This window comes from Jeotgalibaca caeni, from assembly GCF_028863945.1.
Lineage (GTDB): Bacteria > Bacillota > Bacilli > Lactobacillales > Aerococcaceae > Jeotgalibaca > Jeotgalibaca caeni.
Genome location: NZ_JARBEA010000002.1, coordinates 35578 through 52177 on the forward strand (window position 1 = coordinate 35578; position 16600 = coordinate 52177).

Consider the following 16600-nt stretch of genomic DNA (forward strand, 5'->3'; position numbering starts at 1 on the left):
AGCAACCCGATTTTAGCATTTCTTTTAGCATTTCTTTTAGAAGGACGCGTTTTCATTTTTTGTTTACGCTTTCAAAATGTGAGGTTGTGGTTAATAAAAAAAGGCAGCTAGTCAAAGCTGACTAGCTGCCTACTATATTTACTTTTTAATATTCATTGAACTTTGCTCCTACATCCTTCAGCGCTTCGTCCAACTGATCGGCAGGAACGGTCTCGTCTGTAGTTGGCTCGAACGGTGTACCGTGAACATTTCCTACACCAGCCGCAGGATCGTCGGAAGCATCGGGAATGGTGCTGACGTCTGATACGACATCCGCTACCAGATATTCCTCTTCTTCCTGTTCCATTTCACGTGACACTTCCTTGTAAGTATCCTTGAACTCCTCTTTCAGAGAACGAATCGGTTCTAAACCATTTTCTTTCAGTTTCGTGATTTGTTTTTGTAAACTAGCACGAAGCTCCTTCCCTGACTTAGGGGCAAACAATAAGGTGACTGCAGCAACTGTGACAGGGACGAATAACTTTTTGAAAAGGCTCGATTTCTGTGGAGTGGGAATCACAATTTGAACTTCTTTGGCTTGCTTCCAGTCAGGAGGCAATTGATTCTTCGCCATTTTCGATGCGGCGGACAATTGACCTTTTGTTTCATGCAAACTTTTTGCGATCTTATTCATTTTGCTGCTCCTTCCATATCTCTCTGCATATCGTTATTGATACCCTTACTTTATACCAACAGAGCAGCATGCACAAAATGAAACGCTTTTTAGAAGTTACTCGACAGATTTCAAAGCTTCCATCATGTCCACGTTCTTCAATTTGTAATGCATAATGACCATTACAACAAAGGAGAAAATCAAGGTTAAGATGGCGGAGTACACATAACTTAACGGCAAAATGGTAATTGGGAACAACATGAAGTCCACTTCCACCATCTTCAATAGGATGGTCGCCAGCACATTACCGAAGCCAAATCCAACTAAAATACCGATCAAGGTTAGGATAAAGGTCTCCCGATAGATATACATGCTGACTTCTAACGGATAGAAGCCCAACACCTTGATGGTTGATAGTTCACGAATCCGCTCTGAGACGTTAATGTTAGTCAAGTTGTATAAAACAACGAACGCTAATGCGGCTGCTGAAATAATTAACACAAGAGTGATAATATCCAAACTTGCTAACGTATCAGCAAATGCCTGGTCTACCAAGTCCATAAAGGTAATCAACGCAACCGGTGCATTCTCCATCATTTCTTCCGCAAAGGTTGATTGCCACGCTGCATCTGCCTCGTAGAGTAACAAATCCCCACTAGGCTCAAATGATTCGGAAAAAATCGATTCATACAAGTCTGGTGATAGGTAGAGATAGTGTCCGGTATAGTTTTCGGTCACGGCTTGAATGGGAATGGAATACGTTGCTTCCTCATCATCTTGTAGGACCACTTCATCTCCTGGCTCTACTTCTAACAAGATCGCTAATTTTTCTGAAATGATTGCTCCCTCATCGGTTAACTGATGAGAAACATCTTTATCCCGTTCTTGCAAGCGAACGAAATCAGACAATTCTTCCTTCGTTTCTGGCACCATGACATTCACTTCTTGATTGCTGATCCCTGCTTTTTCAGCTCGGTAATTTGCAAGAAGAACCGGTAAATGCTGGAAAATTTCTGGATAAGACTCTACTTCTTCGATGTAGGTGTCCATTTGTTCGTTAGTTAAATCGGGTTGCAGCGCCACAATCGCATCATACTTCATAATTTCATCGAATTGTGTATCGGCAAGACCGGAAATGGAATTGCGCAATGCAAATCCAGTCAGAATCAACGCCATACATCCTGCTACCCCAATCACCGTCATGGAGTTTCGTACCTTGTAACGCACTAAGTTCCGCACGGTAATCTTCGCGTTAAAGCCAAGATGGTTCCAAATAAACGGAATTCGTTCCAACAGCACTCTTTTTCCTTTTTTCGGTGCCTTTGGTCGCATCAATGCGGACGGATTTTCCCGCAAGCTGCGTGTTGTCGCTAGTAAAGCCGGTCCTACGGTACACAGAAGGGCAACGAGGAAGGCAATAAGAGCATAAGAAAGATAGTAATTAATCTCTACATCCGGCAAATTGTACAGCGAGCTATAGGCTTGGAAAATAATGGTCGGGAATAAATGATACCCCGCTAACAATCCAAGAGCTGTCCCTGCTACACAGGCAATTCCAGCATAGACGATGAATTTCTTCGCAATATCGAAGTTGCTGTAACCAAGCCCCTTCATCGTACCCATTTGTTGCCGTTGTTCATCGACCATCCGTGTCATCGTTGTGAAGCTCACTAACGCGGCAATCATGAAGAAGAAAACAGGGAAAATAGACGCAATTGCGGAGATCCGATTGGCATTGTCTCCATATCCTTCGTAACCTGGATTAATGGAGCGGTCTTGTACGAAGTAAACCGGCTCATCCAATTGTTGAAGTTCCTCGATGGCTTTGCTTAAGGCTACTTCACCTTCTTGAATCTCTTCTTCGGCGTCTGCTCGTTCTGCTTCAAAGGTACGCAACCCTTCCTCATATTCTGCCTCACCGGCTTCAATCTGAGCCAAGGCATCTGCTAGTGCAGCTTCTCCCTCGGCACGTTCTGCTGCTAATTGCTCCCGGCCACTATCCAACTGCACTTGGCCTTCTTCTAACTGCTTCCGTGCCGCTTCAAGCTCTGTCCGCGCCTGTTCCAGTGCAGCTCCTTGTTCAGCAAACTGTTGGTCAGCCGCAGCCACTTGTCCGCGAATATCTTGCATGGCCTTTTGCACTTCATTTTCTAAAACGGTTCGTGCTTCTTGAAGTGCTGCTGATTGGTTGTCTAATTCTTGAGCATTATCATCGACCAAACTTTTCGCTTGCTCCAGTTGTTGGCTTTGTTCCGACAATACACGTTCTCGCTCTTCCATTTGGTACGCAGCCAAAGCCGCTTCTGTTTGCGCCAAAGCATCCATTTGGGCAATGATTTGATTTTGAATTCCCTCTTCTTCTGCAATTGGCACGGCGCTTGCTGGAATTTCTCCATTTAAGAACTGCAGAAATGGTTGATAGAGCAAGGTTACGTTTCCTTGTGCTTCGACTATTTGGCGGCGCTCTGCTATCTCTTCTGGAGTCCATTCTTCGATTGGTTCCGCTATGTATTGGCGAATGGTTTGGAGTTGTGCTTGTCTGTTTGCGAGTGTTGCAGGCTGCTCACCCAATGCTGCTCGGAGAGCCTCCACTTCTGCTAGAAGAGCCGCAGCGGTTTGCTTGTCCGCCTCCAATTGCGTTTTTGCTCCTTGCAGTTCTGCTTCTTGAGCTTCCAAAGTCTGGATGTGCATCTGCAATTGATTGCGGGCCATCGCAATTTCAGCTTCTCCCTCTAATACACGTTGAATTTGCTGTGCTAGTTGCTGCCCCTCTGGTGTTGGGAATGGATTCTGGGCTAGCTCTTCCAGCGTAGGAGCCCCTTCTGCCTGCTGCAAGAAGGTTTCCCGCTGCATGTCCCAGGATTCCTTAGCTGCTGCATATTCCTGCGCCCCGGCTTCCCAAGCTGCCAATCCTTCCTTATATTCCATCAAACCTTGATCAATCGTTGCTTGTTGGGCTGCGATCTCTTCTTCTGCTGCTTGTATTTCTGATTGAAAGAGGGCTAGATTTTCTTCATAGGTTGCTCGTGCTTCCTTTAGCTCTGTCTTGGCATCTGCCAGTTCTTGTTCTGCTTCTTCTAACTGTTCGCGTGCATCTGCCAATTCTTCTTGACCTTCGAAGATTTCTTTACGACCTTCTGCCCGAATCTCGTTGATCCGTTCCATCGGCCGACCATTCAGAGCAAGTTCGATTTCTTCACTTTTCGTAGCGATGGAATCTTCATACTCTGCTGAATAAGCTATGAAATCTTGTGCCTCTTTCACTCTTACAAACATTTCGGTAAACAAATCTCCGGTTAAGTCTTCCTCTACGACCACGCCGAAGCCGTCCAAGGTTCCCTTGCCGACTTGGCTAGTTCCTCGACTGATTTCTTCTATATATAAAGGGGACTGAACAAATCCCACTACCTCGTACTCTTGATTGTTTAGGGAAACGGGTGCGTCTTCATGATCCTCTTGCTGGAAGGATATGGTGTCGCCGATTTCATATGCTTCTAGTAAAAAAGGAATGGCATCTAGCGCAATTTCTCCACTTGTTTCCGGCAGACGTCCTTCTACCACGGCATAATCATTGATGGATTGCCTATTTGTTGAATAAGGAAAAATCCGCAGCAATGATTCTCCGTCTTTCACCGCGACATCGATGGTTTGGATGGGTTCAATCTGGAGCCCATCCACTTCCGCCAATGCTTCCCTATCCTCTTCTTGAATGCCATAAGTAGATAACACACGAACATCAAAAAGCTGGTTTTCCTCATAATACTGATCAGCAGTATCAATCATATCCGGCCCGGTTGCGCTGATACCGGCATAAAACCCGACTCCCAACAAGATGATAGCGAACAAGGCTAGAAAACGAGCTTTGTTATTTCCAATTGTTTTCCATATATCTTTCCATAGTGCTTGTTTCTTTCCCACATCCTCAGCCCCTTACCATTCGATTTCTGTTACAGGCTTCGGATTTTTATTTTCCCGTACGGCCCGCACTTTAGCATTATTGATTTCAATAATACGGTTCGCCATCGGTGCAATGGCTTGGTTGTGGGTGATCACAATGACGGTCGTTCCTGTTTGCTGACACGTTTCTTGCAACAAACGCAGGACCTGTTTCCCAGTTTCATAGTCCAATGCTCCCGTTGGCTCATCACATAGAAGGAGCTTCGGTTGCTTGGCAATCGCACGGGCAATGGCGACGCGCTGCTGTTCCCCACCAGAAAGTTGAGCCGGGAAATTGTCCATTCGTTCGCCGAGCCCTACACTCTCCATTACTTCCGTAGAGTCTAAGGCACGTTCAGATATTTGAGAAGCAAGTTCTACATTTTCTTTCGCAGTGAGGTTGGGAACTAAATTATAAAACTGGAAAACAAAGCCCACATCGTACCGGCGATACGTTGTCAGTTGCTTATCAGTGAAGTGAGCAATATCGGTGCCGTCAATTAGAACCTCTCCTTCGTCCGCCTTGTCCATTCCACCTAGAATATTCAAAACAGTCGATTTACCGGCTCCAGATGGTCCTAGAATCACCACGAATTCGCCTTGTTGAATATCAAAGTTGATATCATTATTGGCGACAATCGTTGATTCACCCATTTGATAATATTTGCTGACGTTCTTTAACGAGATATAGGCCATTTCTTCCACTCTTTCCTTCAAAATTAATTAACTAATGATCCGTGTAAATACTTCACTTAATATTGGAGTCCGGTTTTCCACTGGTTCTTCTGTGTAGCCGACTTTTAGAATTTGAATCGGGGTGAAATCTTGTGGAATACCAAGACGTCTCTTCTGCTCGGGTGCTTCCAACAACTTAACTGTTTTTTGTTCGGATAAGAAATTATAACCCAACAAAATACTCGTTGCTTGCATCTGCATGTGCGCCATAATCATTCCAGCATATAAAAACATCGATTCCGGTGATTGTTGGTTATCCTTTACAGAAATAATAAAGTAAACCGGGCCTCCCGTTTTGATCTCGTCACGCGTTTTTTCCGGTAAGTCGGTAATCGGTATTTCTAAGTATTCTTGTGCATATTCGCTACGAATGGCAGAAATGTGGAATGATTCTTGTAACTCTTCTACAACCGGTGCAGATTGACCCGCAACTACGATGCTTTCTACTTGAGCATTGGTCAAACGCTCCTCCCTGAATTCGGTACATGGTTGGCAAGCGTGCAATACTTTCATAAAGTCCATTTTGAATCCCTCTTTCTATGTATGTTATCGTCTATTTTTAGGTCTTCCTCTTTTCATTATACTATAACACCCCTTCCAAATTCTTTTTTATCGACTCCTACCTGTATTCATGTCCAAGCTATGCTAAAATGAGAGAGAATAAGGAGTGTGTAAAGTTGAAAAAAAATGTCATCGTTATCGGTGGAGGAAGCAGCGGCTTGATGGCAGCTGCAACAGCGGCAAAGACCGGCGCTGTCGTTACCTTGCTCGAAAAAAATACCAGTCTCGGTCGTAAATTGCTGCTAACAGGTGGTGGCCGTTGCAATGTTACCAATAATCGTTCAGAAGAAGAAATTATATCCTATATCCCTGGAAATGGTCGTTTCCTGCATAGTGCCTTTAACCAATTCAATCAGTTCGACATTATGGAATTTTTTATGTCGCGCGGTGTAGCGTTAAAAGAAGAAGATCACGGACGGATGTTCCCCGTAACGGACAAGGCACGTACTATTCTCGAAACCTTCATTGAAGAGTTGAAGAAACAAAACGTAACGGTACGCACGAATGTTACAGTGAAGTCCTTGCGCTTCAATTCTGAGAATGAGGTCGCCGGCGTTTTACTGGATGATGGTGAAGAACTTGCGGCTGATCGTATTGTCCTTGCTACCGGTGGAAAAACGTATTCTCGAACCGGTTCAAGCGGCGATGGTTATAAATTTGCCAAAGCAGCCGGACATACGATTACAGAACTATATCCAACCGAAGCGCCTATCACTTCCGATGAGCCATTTATTGCGGAGCGAGTACTAAAAGGCTTGTCTTTACGAAATGTCGCACTGAGTGTGAAAAATAAAAAAGGTAAAAAAGTAGTCACCCATCAAATGGACATGATTTTTACCCATTTCGGTGTCTCCGGTCCCGCTGCCCTGCGTTGCTCGATGTTCGTCCACCAAACCAAGAAACGAGACAAGGTTGAAGAAGTGGACATGACCTTGGATGTGTTCCCCGACAAGAGTGCCGGTCAACTGGAACAAGAATTGATGCGCTTGATAAAGGAAGCACCGAATAAATCTGTCAAAAACGGTTGGAAAGATTTGATGCCTGAACGGTATTTGCTTTTTGGACTTGAAAAAGCCTCCATTGATCCGGACGAAGCATTGAAGACATTGACGCCGGGAGTCATAAAAGCCTTCGTTGAATTTTGTAAAGACTTTTCCTTTACTGTAAATGGCACGCAGCCATTAGACAAAGCCTTTGTGACAGGCGGCGGTGTGTCAACGAAAGAAGTAAATCCTAAAACGATGGAAAGCAAAAAGGCAAAAGGTCTTTACTTTTGCGGCGAATTATTGGACTACAATGGCTATACAGGTGGCTACAACATTACCGGTGCCTTTGTGACCGGTCATACGGCCGGGTTCCACGCAGCAACTGATGAATAGTACTCTTCCTAAACAGAAAACAAGGTTCGAGCAAATTATTATGCTCGAACCTTGTTTTTATGTTATTTATTCACTAATTGAATAACAAATACTTTTAGATAGTTACTAATGTGGCTGCTTTTTGGAGCAGGGAAATCTTCTGGCAAGCTGAATTCCTCTACTAAACGGAAGGTTTTTCCTTTTTTGGTAAATGCTCGCTTGATATCCTCTAAGAACGAATCGCGCTTATAGCTCGCTGCGTTTGAAGAGAAAATGAAGGTTCCTTGGTTAGAGGCAATATCAATCAACTCTTCAATCATGCCGCTGTAGTCCTTCGTCACGGAAAAAGTACGTTTCTTCGTCCGGGCAAAACTTGGCGGATCAACCACAATTAAATCAAACAGCAATTCATTCCGTTTGGCATAGCGAAGGTAATCAAATACATCCATTACTCGAATCGTGTGGTCATCTGGATTCAGGCCGTTTACTTCAAATTGTTCCCGTGTTTTCTCCAAAGAACGGTTCGCCACATCGACACTCGTTGTATGAACTGCACCGCCCATAGCAGCCGCTACTGAAAAAGCACCGGTATAACTAAAGGTATTGAGGACGGTTCTGCCTGCTGCGTACTTTTCCAAGATGGCATTGCGTACGTGACGTTGGTCAAGGAAAATACCGGTCATCCATCCTTCATCCAAGTATGTTGCGTACTGGATGCCGTTTTCTCGAACGAGAAGCGGTGCCGGAGCTTCCTCTCCGTACAAGTAGCTGCTCGCTTGTTCATCATTTGCTTGATAGCGATGTTTTTCGTAAGCTCCCTTGATAAAAGGAAATACTTCCTTAAAGGCTTGGATGATTTCGTCTTGATACGTGTAGATTCCCTCACTGTACCAAGAGAAAACAGCATACTGATTATAATAATCTACGGTTAGCCCAGGAATCCCGTCCCCTTCTGCATTGAACAGACGGAACGCATTTGTTTCTTCATTATGGAGTAAGAGCTGGCGTCTGTTCTTCGCTCCTTGGAACTGCTCCTTGAAGAAGGCACGGTTCAACGTCGTTCCCTCTTTATGCGAGTATACCCATCCTAGTCCCTTGTTTTGCTTTGCTAAATAGGCCATTGCTAAGAATTGGTTTTCTGGCGTCAGAAGGGTCACGATTTCCCCTTCCTCGAACGCTACTTCTTTTTCAAATGTATACTCTGTTAACAAAGGCGCTCCCTGCTTTATTGCACGAACTGCTCGTTTACTTACTGCTAGTTTTTTCATTTTATTTACTCCTTTTTTTCTGTAAACTTCTTTAAATTTTCATTCATTTTCATGAACTTCATTTGACTACTTTCCCGTGTCGCCGTATAATATCAATACCAATTTACTTATTATTTACAACATTACAAAAACTTTACATATATAAGTTTCATAAGAAAAAGGAGTGATTACCTTGCTACAAAAATTGAAAGAAACAACGCCCACGAGGGTTGGTTTCTTCCTACTTGCTGTGATTTTTTTCTGGCTAAAAACCTATCTTGCTTATCATCTAGAATTTTCTCTAGGGGTTGAGGGAATCTATCAGCATTTTCTCTTATTCCTGAATCCACTAGCTAGTTCCCTGCTACTCTTCAGTCTCTCTTTCTGGTTTTCCGATGCGAAGCGAGGCTACCGTGCTCTCTTTGTCATCTATTTCCTTAACTCGCTACTCTTATTCGCTAATATTCTTTACTACCGAGAATTCAGCGATTTTATTACGATAAAAGCAGTTCTTAGTGCTACTACAACCACTAAAAGTATTGGTGCCAGCATCTTCCAGATGTTCCATTTACAGGATATTCTTTACTGGATTGACTTCTTTCTCCTCATTTGGTTGTTCCGGAAAAGAAAAACGACCGTTCAGGCAGGAGCTCCGCTCAAGAAACGAATGGCGATTGGCACATTAGCTCTTTCAGTGGTTATTTTCTTGGTCAATTTAGGTTTGGCGGAAATTGATCGCCCTCAATTATTGACCCGGACCTTCGACCGTAACTACATTGTAAAATATTTAGGGATGAATGTGTACACAATTTACGACGGAATCCAAACTGCACAAGCAAATGCTGTCCGTGCGAGCGCAGATAGCTCCGATATGGCTCCTGTACTTGATTATGTAGACGACCACTATGCTGCGCCAACAGAGGATTATTTTGGCCAAACAGAAGGCCGAAATGTTGTCTTTATCCATTTGGAAAGTATGCAACAATTTCTAATTGATTTATCCTTAACGGAAGAAAATGGTGTTACAAGTGAAGTCACACCTTTCTTGAATCAACTCTATCATAGTCCAGACTCTTATAGTTTCTCAAACTTTTTCCATCAAACCAGTCAAGGAAAAACAAGTGATGCCGAGTTATTGATTGATAATTCCTTATTCGGATTGCCGCAAGGTTCTGCCTTCACTCAAGTCGGAGCGGATAACACCTTCCACTCCACTCCTCAGATCTTAAAGGATAAAGGCTATACAAGTGCCGTTTTCCATGGGAACGTTGGCTCCTTCTGGGACCGCGACAATGTTTATAAGTCTTTTGGATATGATTATTTCTTTAGTTCTGAAACAAGCTATACCTTGAATGAAGAGAATTCATTGGAGTACGGATTAAAGGATAAATTGTTCTTCCAAGAATCGGTACAGTACTTAGAACAAATGCAGCAACCGTTCTATACGAAGTTCATTACCGTTTCGAATCACTTCCCGTTCCCTCCTGATGAATTGAATACCGTTTTCGACATCCCGGATACGGAAGATGAAACCATCAATGGCTTCTTTAATACCGTTCACTATGCGGATGAATCGTTAGAGGAATTCTTCCAGTACATGAAAGACAGTGGTTTGTACGAAAACACTATTTTTGTTCTATACGGTGACCACTATGGAATCTCAAACTCACGGAACAAAACACTGGCTCCACTGTTAGATAAAGACCCTGAAACATGGAATGACTACGAGAACACGATGCTTCAACGTGTCCCACTCATTATCCACGCTCCAGGAATTGGAACAGGTGGAATCAACGATACATACGGTGGACAAGTTGACGTCATGCCAACGGTTCTTCACTTATTGGGGATTGATACACAGTCTTATATTCAAATGGGACAAGATTTACTTTCTCCAGATCGAGATAACTTGGTTGTCCTAAGAAACGGGAATGTCATTTCCCCTATCTATACAGCTCTTGGCAATAACTTGTATGATACGGCAACTGGAAACCCCATCTACCTTGATCCAGAGATGGAAAGTCCGATTGCTGCGAAAGTACAAGAATTGAAGGAAGCCGGACAAATGCAATTAAATATGTCTGACCAAGTGGTTAACGGTGATTTGCTCCGCTTCTATTCGCCGCCAAACTTCACACCGGCAGACAAATCCTTACACAATTACCTCGATTCCCCTGCGAAACTTTTGGAGGACTTCCAGTCATCTGGCGAGGAAGGAACTTCCTTGCTCCAAGAAAACAATGGCGAATCAACAGTTCCTCTTTATCAAACCGATGCTCCAGAGTTTCCGGGCAACCAACCTGCCTCTGTTGAAGAAGGAACAGAAGAAAGCAGTGAACTTCCAACAGAGCCTGTGGAAGAAACAGAAGAATAACAAAATAGAAATAGCCCGTTCACACAACGTTAATCAGTTGTGTGAACGGGCTTATTTGATTATTCCTTCTCTTTATTAGGCAGTCGAATGGTAAACACGGTTCCCTTACCCGGTTCACTATGGACGCTGATTGTACCACCATGATTGTCTACTAAGGACTTCACGATTGCTAGACCGATACCCGATTCGCCAAACTTATTATTTTTGCGTGAAATATCTACCTTGTAGAATCGTTCCCAAATACTATTCAACTCTTCTTCTGCGATTCCGATTCCTGTATCGGAAACTTGAATCCACGTATATCCCTCTTCCTCTTTTGCCTCCAGCCGAATACTTCCGTTGTCGGTAAACTGAATAGCGTTATTAGCAAGATTTACAATAATTTGGATAAAGCGATCATAATCGGCATAGACTTTTACTTGTTCTTCCACTTGAACAACAATCTCGTTGCCTTTACTTGCTGCTTTCTGGCGTAGTTGTTCGTGAACGGTGGTCAGAGCATCGATTGCTAAGAATTCCTGTTTCACCAAAGTCACTTGTTCCGAACGAATTTTTTCATAATCCAGATTCTCATTAACCATGCGAATCATTCGCTTCGTTTCCTTATGCATCAGTTCAATACTCCGTTGGCGGCTTTTTTCAGGAATCATGTCATGGGCGAGCCCTTCTAAAATGCCATTGATCGTTGTAAGCGGGGTTCGCATTTCATGCGCCACATCCATCATGAATTGACGCCGCAAGTTTTCTTGTCGTTCAATCTCAACTTCTGACGCTTTCAAGGAACGAGCCATCAAATTGAAATCATGGGAGAGTTCATCAAACTCATCCTTGCCGTAGTCGTCTAATGATATATCAAAGTTTCCTTCAGTAATTTCTTTGGCAGCATTTCGCATCCGTACAATTCTGCGGGATAGATAGTTGGCAAAACCGATACTAATCAAGCTCGCAATCCCGCCCGAAATCAATACGGTCAAGAGGATATGCTTTTGCGTATAGTTAATATCGTTTTGGATGCCGCTAACTGGAGAAGCAACGGCCACGAAGCCAGAAAACTCTCCAGTTACAGTATGGAACAAGGGCAAATAAACCGTCACGATCGACATATCTTCATTCATGAAGCCACGATCGCGGTAGGACAAGGATAATCGTTCCCCTTTCGCCAATTGGTTTAAGTCCTCAGGCGTCAATCCACTGGAATAGCGTGTATCTTCGACCGGATAAACCAACTGATCCTCGTCATCATAAAGGGCAAGCAAAACATCTTGATGAGAGATCATTTTGATGCCGGCTTCTATTTCTTGAATCGTCATATTTCCATCAATCACCGATTCTGCGTAACCAAAAAGTTGCGTTTCCTTTTCCTGATAGACATTATCAATGACGAGGCGGACAAAGATCATTCCCGTTGAAAAAACCGTGAATAAAATAACACAGAAAAAGGCCAATAAATGTTTATAAAGGTATTTCAAAGACGGGCCTCCTATTCATCCATGACGGAATCGTCAAACTTATACCCTACTCCCCAAACCGTTTGGATGATTTGCGGGCTTACGAGTTCTATTTTTTGCCGGAGCTTTTTAATATGCGCATCAATGGTCCGTTCGTCTCCAAAGTACGGGTCTTCCCAGATACTGGTCAGCAAGTTTTCCCGGGAGAAGACTTGCTTTGGATGTTTCGCCAACAAGGCAAAAATTTCAAATTCCTTCGGTGTCAAACTCTCAATGTTCTCTCCACCAATATATGCTTCACGCGTATAGGTGCTGATTTTGACGTGCTTGGTGACAATATCAAACCGCTCATCACTGTCATCCGCGGCAGCAGGCTGCGTAAGCTGGATGCGTCGATACAGGGCTTTAATCCGAGCCATCAAGGTTAACGGGCTAAACGGCTTGGTGACATACTCATCAGCACCAATTTCTAATCCAATTACTTGATCACTCTCTGAATCTCGTGCAGTCAGCATAATAATGGGCACGAATTGAGAAACTTTTCGGATTTCACGACAGACTTGCATCCCATCCATGGTCGGCAAGTTCAGATCCAAGATGATCATCTCCCACTTCTCTGGATCCGCCAAAAAGGTGTCAAGCCCCTCTTTTCCGTCTCCCTTAAAGACGGGCAGCCATTCTTCTTTTTCGAAAAACATATCCATCATTTCGCATACTGCTTCATTGTCTTCAATCATGAGAATATTCATCGCCATCACCTTTCTTTTGCTTGTATTATAACGTATTCCTGTCTTTTTTACGCTCTCTTTCTTACTGTATCAAATAGCTATGAATTTTATTTGAATTTTTTGAAAAATAAAAAAGGGAATCGCAATTATTTACGTATCTTAATAGTAGAAAGAAAGGAGAGAAAAGAATGAATCATGTATCATTATTAGGTCGGTTGGTCCGGTCTGTCGAAGTTCAAGAAGTAGGCCATGGCCGTTTTGTTTCAAACAATACCCTGGCGGTGCAACGGTTGGGCAAGAAAGAAGAAGGACAACAGCAAGCAGACTTTATTCCCGTCGTTTTTTGGGACAAGACAGCCCACTTGCTAAAGGAATACTGCGGAAAAGGGTCTCTCATTGGCTTGAACGGAAAGCTCGCATCGCGTTCTTACCTGAACAAACAAGAACAACAAGTATTTGTTGTGGAGTTGGTCGTAGAGAGTTTACATTTTGTGGAGCCAAAGAAAAAAGTCGAACCGCCAATCGAAGTACCTTTCTAAGGTAAAAAATAGCAGCCAACCCTCGTTTAGAGGGTTGGCTGCTATTTGCTTACAATACAAATTCTTTATTACGTAATTTTTCAGCATATTCATTGATTTTACGAATCCGGTGGTTAATACCTGATTTGGAGATAACACCGCTCGGAACCATTTCTCCCAGTTCTTTCAAGCTGATCTCTGGATTCTCCACCCGCAAGATGGCAATCTCACGCAGTTTACTAGGCAACTTGTCCAAACCCACCATTGCTTCGATGAACTCGATATTCTCAATTTGCTTGGCTGCTGCATCGATGGTTTTATTCATATTAGCATTCTCACAATTCACCAGTCGGTTGACAGAATTTCGCATGTCGCGGACAATTCGGACGTCTTCAAATTTCATCATGGAATTATGAGCCCCAATTAGAGCAAGGAAGTCAGCAATTTTCTCCGCTTCCTTCAAGTATGTGATATACCCGTTTCGGCGGTCAATCGTACGCGCATTGAGATCAAAGTGATTCATCATGTCACAGATATCTTGGTTATGGTCTTCATAATTGGAATAAATCTCCAGGTGATACCGACTTGTGTCCGGGCTATTAACCGATCCGCCCGCCAAAAAAGCACCACGCAAGTATGAACGTTCTTTTTGTTCATTGTTCATCACTTCGTCAGAAATTCTGGTTTTAAAACTTAATCCATCAAAAATATCCAGTTCCTGCAACAACTCGCTTACCCCTTGTTTCAGGCGCACAATATAAATGTTGTTCTTCTTCAACTTCATCTTGCGTCGGACTAATAATTCCCCTTCCACTTGATAGTGGTCTTTCAGTAAACTATACATCCTTCTGGCAATCGCAGCATTTTCTGATTGGATATTTAAGACTAATTTTTGGTTATAAATACTTACCGATCCGCTCATTCGAATCAAAGCCATCAATTCTGCTTTCGCATGTTCACGGTGTACTTCTAAGGTCGTTAACTCTTTTTTAACTTCTGCAGCATAGGACATGCTCATTCCTCCCCTCTTTCTGGATCCATTTAATCTCTACGGAGCATTATGCATTCGCACCGCTGAGCTTAAGTTCATAATTTCTTGCGCCACTTTATCACCGTCATGGTAGACGCCGCCTTCTTTTACATTTAAGAAGTCCGCAGAAATGACCCGGCACGCTTCATTACGCAACGCTTGGAAGTCATGGGTTACTTGAAGAAGATATTCCTCGTCTGCTTGCTGATTCAAGTATTCATCCGGTACCCGTTCTGTGTTTACCAATACCGTATCAATAAACTTTGTGCCCAAATGCTCATGCAGCACTCTCACATGATCGGCATCTGAGAAACTTTCGGTTTCTCCTAGTTGGGTCATGATGTTACAAATATAAACGACTTCAGCCGATGAACGAATCACTGCTTCCCCTAAGTCGGGAATCATTAAGTTTGGCAATAAGCTCGTATACAAGCTTCCTGGCCCTAAAATAATGATATCTGCTTCATTGATGGATTGAATGACATCACGCGCTGCCTTGGCTTCCGTTGTTTCATCAAGCGGCGTAACGTGTACGCGTTCAATTTTCTTACGGTGATGAGCAATTTGGGACTCCCCTTTTGCTACTTGACCGTCCTCAAATTGAGCATGCAAAACGAGTGGTTCTTCAGCAGCCGCATAAATCCGTCCTTTGACTTGCATCATGGCCGACAACAAACGAATGGCATCAAAAATATTACCTCTCATTTCGGTTAAGGCAGCAATAATTAGATTCCCAATCGCATGTCCCGAGAAGAAATCGTCCTTCGAATCAAAGCGGTATTGGAAAATGCTCTTTTGCAAATCTGGTAAATCAGACAACGCAATCATGCAGTTTCTGATATCGCCAGGCGGAACGATGTTGACATAGTTGCGGATGATGCCGCTGCTTCCCCCATCGTCCGCAACCGTAACAACAGCTGTTAAATCTACGTTATATTTTTTTAGGTGTTTTAAGATGACGGGCAATCCGGTTCCTCCACCGAGGACCACGATTTTTTTCTGCCGTTTCTTTAGTTTTGGATTCGTGTTCATGACCGATGTGTTGCCTCTTTTCGTTTGTTTTTATCACGATGAGTGATATTGACAGCATAGCCGTCCGTTTCCAAGTGATGGGCGATTCGCTCGCTTAGGGCAACGGATCGATGCTGTCCACCCGTACAACCGATGGCGATCGTTACACTCGCTTTCCCCTCTTTTTTGTATCCGGGAATAATATAATCAAGGAGTTCCGTAAATTTTCGGTAGAAATTCTCTGTCTCCGGTTGCTGCATCACATAGTCATAAACGGGCTTGTCCAGTCCCGTTAACGGGCGAAGTTCATCAATATAGTGTGGGTTTGGCAAGAAGCGTACATCCATCACGATATCTGCATCGATCGGCGTGCTGTACTTGAAGCCAAAGGAAACCATTTCAATATGGAAAATAGTTTCTCCCTCCGCTTGAAAACGATCTAAAATCATTTCGCGTAATTGGCGCGGGGTTGTATGGCTGGTATCCAATACCCATTGCGCACGATTTCGAATATTTTTTAATAACTCGCGCTCTTTTTTAATTCCTTCTAAAACCGTCCCTGACGATTGTGCTAATGGGTGGTTGCGTCGTGTTTCCTTATAACGGGAAACCAGCGAGTCGTTAGAGGCATCGAGAAAAATACTTTTCGTTGTAACAAAAGAGGTATTGTCCAAATTCCCTACTGCACTCATAATCTCATCAAAGAAAGCACGGGAACGTAAATCAATGACTAAACACACTCGGCTGATCTTACCAGATTCTTTGACTAATTCCCAAAACTTGGGTAGTAAACTTGGTGGCATATTATCCACACAAAAATATCCTAAATCTTCAAATGTCTGCAGCACCACTGTTTTTCCTGCGCCGCTCATCCCTGTAATGATCACCAATTCTAGTGTCTCAGCCATCATCATTCCTCCTCTTTCGAACTTGACTCATTATAGCATGCCGGGCGTGTCGAATACAAGCTCTCTAAAAGAAAAATAACGCACGATTTTTTTC

At 43.3% G+C, this 16600-nt stretch carries 13 protein-coding genes; 3 read left to right on the forward strand and 10 right to left on the reverse strand.

Annotated elements, in window-relative coordinates; genetic code table 11:
• Nucleotides 1-145 precede the first annotated feature (145 nt).
• From PVE40_RS00575 to PVE40_RS00590, 4 genes are all read right to left on the reverse strand, one after another.
• Complete coding sequence (locus PVE40_RS00575) at nt 146-673, reverse strand: YtxH domain-containing protein (RefSeq protein ID WP_274729939.1); 528 nt, start codon at nt 671-673, stop codon at nt 146-148.
• A 96-nt stretch (nt 674-769) separates the two neighbouring features.
• Nucleotides 770-4570 (reverse strand): FtsX-like permease family protein, encoded by a 3801-nt coding sequence (locus tag PVE40_RS00580; protein WP_274729940.1) that lies wholly within the window; start codon nt 4568-4570, stop codon nt 770-772.
• A gap of 12 nt (nt 4571-4582) precedes the next feature.
• Entirely contained in the window at nt 4583-5284 is a 702-nt protein-coding gene (locus PVE40_RS00585) for an ABC transporter ATP-binding protein (RefSeq protein ID WP_274729941.1), read from the reverse strand.
• 27 nt (nt 5285-5311) lie between these two features.
• Entirely contained in the window at nt 5312-5845 is a 534-nt protein-coding gene (locus PVE40_RS00590) for a nitroreductase family protein (RefSeq protein ID WP_274729942.1), read from the reverse strand.
• Between the two features lie 155 nt (nt 5846-6000).
• Here PVE40_RS00590 and PVE40_RS00595 point away from each other — a divergent pair, with 155 nt between their 5' ends.
• On the forward strand, nt 6001-7263 hold the full coding sequence (locus tag PVE40_RS00595) for a BaiN/RdsA family NAD(P)/FAD-dependent oxidoreductase (protein WP_274729943.1): 1263 nt from the start codon (nt 6001-6003) through the stop codon (nt 7261-7263).
• Between the two features lie 62 nt (nt 7264-7325).
• Here the strand turns inward: PVE40_RS00595 and PVE40_RS00600 are convergent, their stop codons facing one another.
• On the reverse strand, nt 7326-8510 hold the full coding sequence (locus PVE40_RS00600) for a class I SAM-dependent rRNA methyltransferase (RefSeq protein WP_274729944.1): 1185 nt from the start codon (nt 8508-8510) through the stop codon (nt 7326-7328).
• A gap of 172 nt (nt 8511-8682) precedes the next feature.
• Between PVE40_RS00600 and PVE40_RS00605 the strand changes: the two genes are divergently transcribed.
• Complete coding sequence (locus PVE40_RS00605; protein WP_274729945.1) at nt 8683-10863, forward strand: LTA synthase family protein; 2181 nt, start codon at nt 8683-8685, stop codon at nt 10861-10863.
• A gap of 59 nt (nt 10864-10922) precedes the next feature.
• Here PVE40_RS00605 and PVE40_RS00610 read toward each other — a convergent pair whose 3' ends face one another.
• Together PVE40_RS00610 and PVE40_RS00615 are read right to left on the reverse strand one after the other, a co-directional pair.
• The gene (locus PVE40_RS00610; RefSeq protein WP_274729946.1) at nt 10923-12332 is read right to left on the reverse strand and encodes a sensor histidine kinase; all 1410 of its coding nucleotides are present in this window, start codon (nt 12330-12332) and stop codon (nt 10923-10925) included.
• Nucleotides 12333-12343: 11 nt separating this feature from the next.
• Complete coding sequence (locus PVE40_RS00615) at nt 12344-13060, reverse strand: response regulator transcription factor (RefSeq protein ID WP_274729978.1); 717 nt, start codon at nt 13058-13060, stop codon at nt 12344-12346.
• A 167-nt stretch (nt 13061-13227) separates the two neighbouring features.
• Between PVE40_RS00615 and PVE40_RS00620 the strand changes: the two genes are divergently transcribed.
• Nucleotides 13228-13578, forward strand: coding sequence for a single-stranded DNA-binding protein (locus PVE40_RS00620; RefSeq protein WP_274729947.1), 351 nt, complete (start codon nt 13228-13230; stop codon nt 13576-13578).
• Nucleotides 13579-13627: 49 nt separating this feature from the next.
• Here the strand turns inward: PVE40_RS00620 and whiA are convergent, their stop codons facing one another.
• The 3 genes from whiA to rapZ are packed head-to-tail and all read right to left on the reverse strand — an operon-like array spanning nt 13628 to nt 16506.
• Nucleotides 13628-14569, reverse strand: a complete 942-nt coding sequence (gene whiA, locus PVE40_RS00625; protein ID WP_274729979.1) for a DNA-binding protein WhiA — start codon at nt 14567-14569, stop codon at nt 13628-13630.
• Between the two features lie 36 nt (nt 14570-14605).
• Entirely contained in the window at nt 14606-15619 is a 1014-nt protein-coding gene (locus PVE40_RS00630) for a gluconeogenesis factor YvcK family protein (RefSeq protein ID WP_274729948.1), read from the reverse strand.
• On the reverse strand, nt 15616-16506 hold the full coding sequence (rapZ, locus tag PVE40_RS00635; RefSeq protein WP_274729949.1) for an RNase adapter RapZ: 891 nt from the start codon (nt 16504-16506) through the stop codon (nt 15616-15618). Before rapZ ends, PVE40_RS00630 begins: the two co-directional genes overlap by 4 nt.
• Nucleotides 16507-16600: the final 94 nt, after the last annotated feature.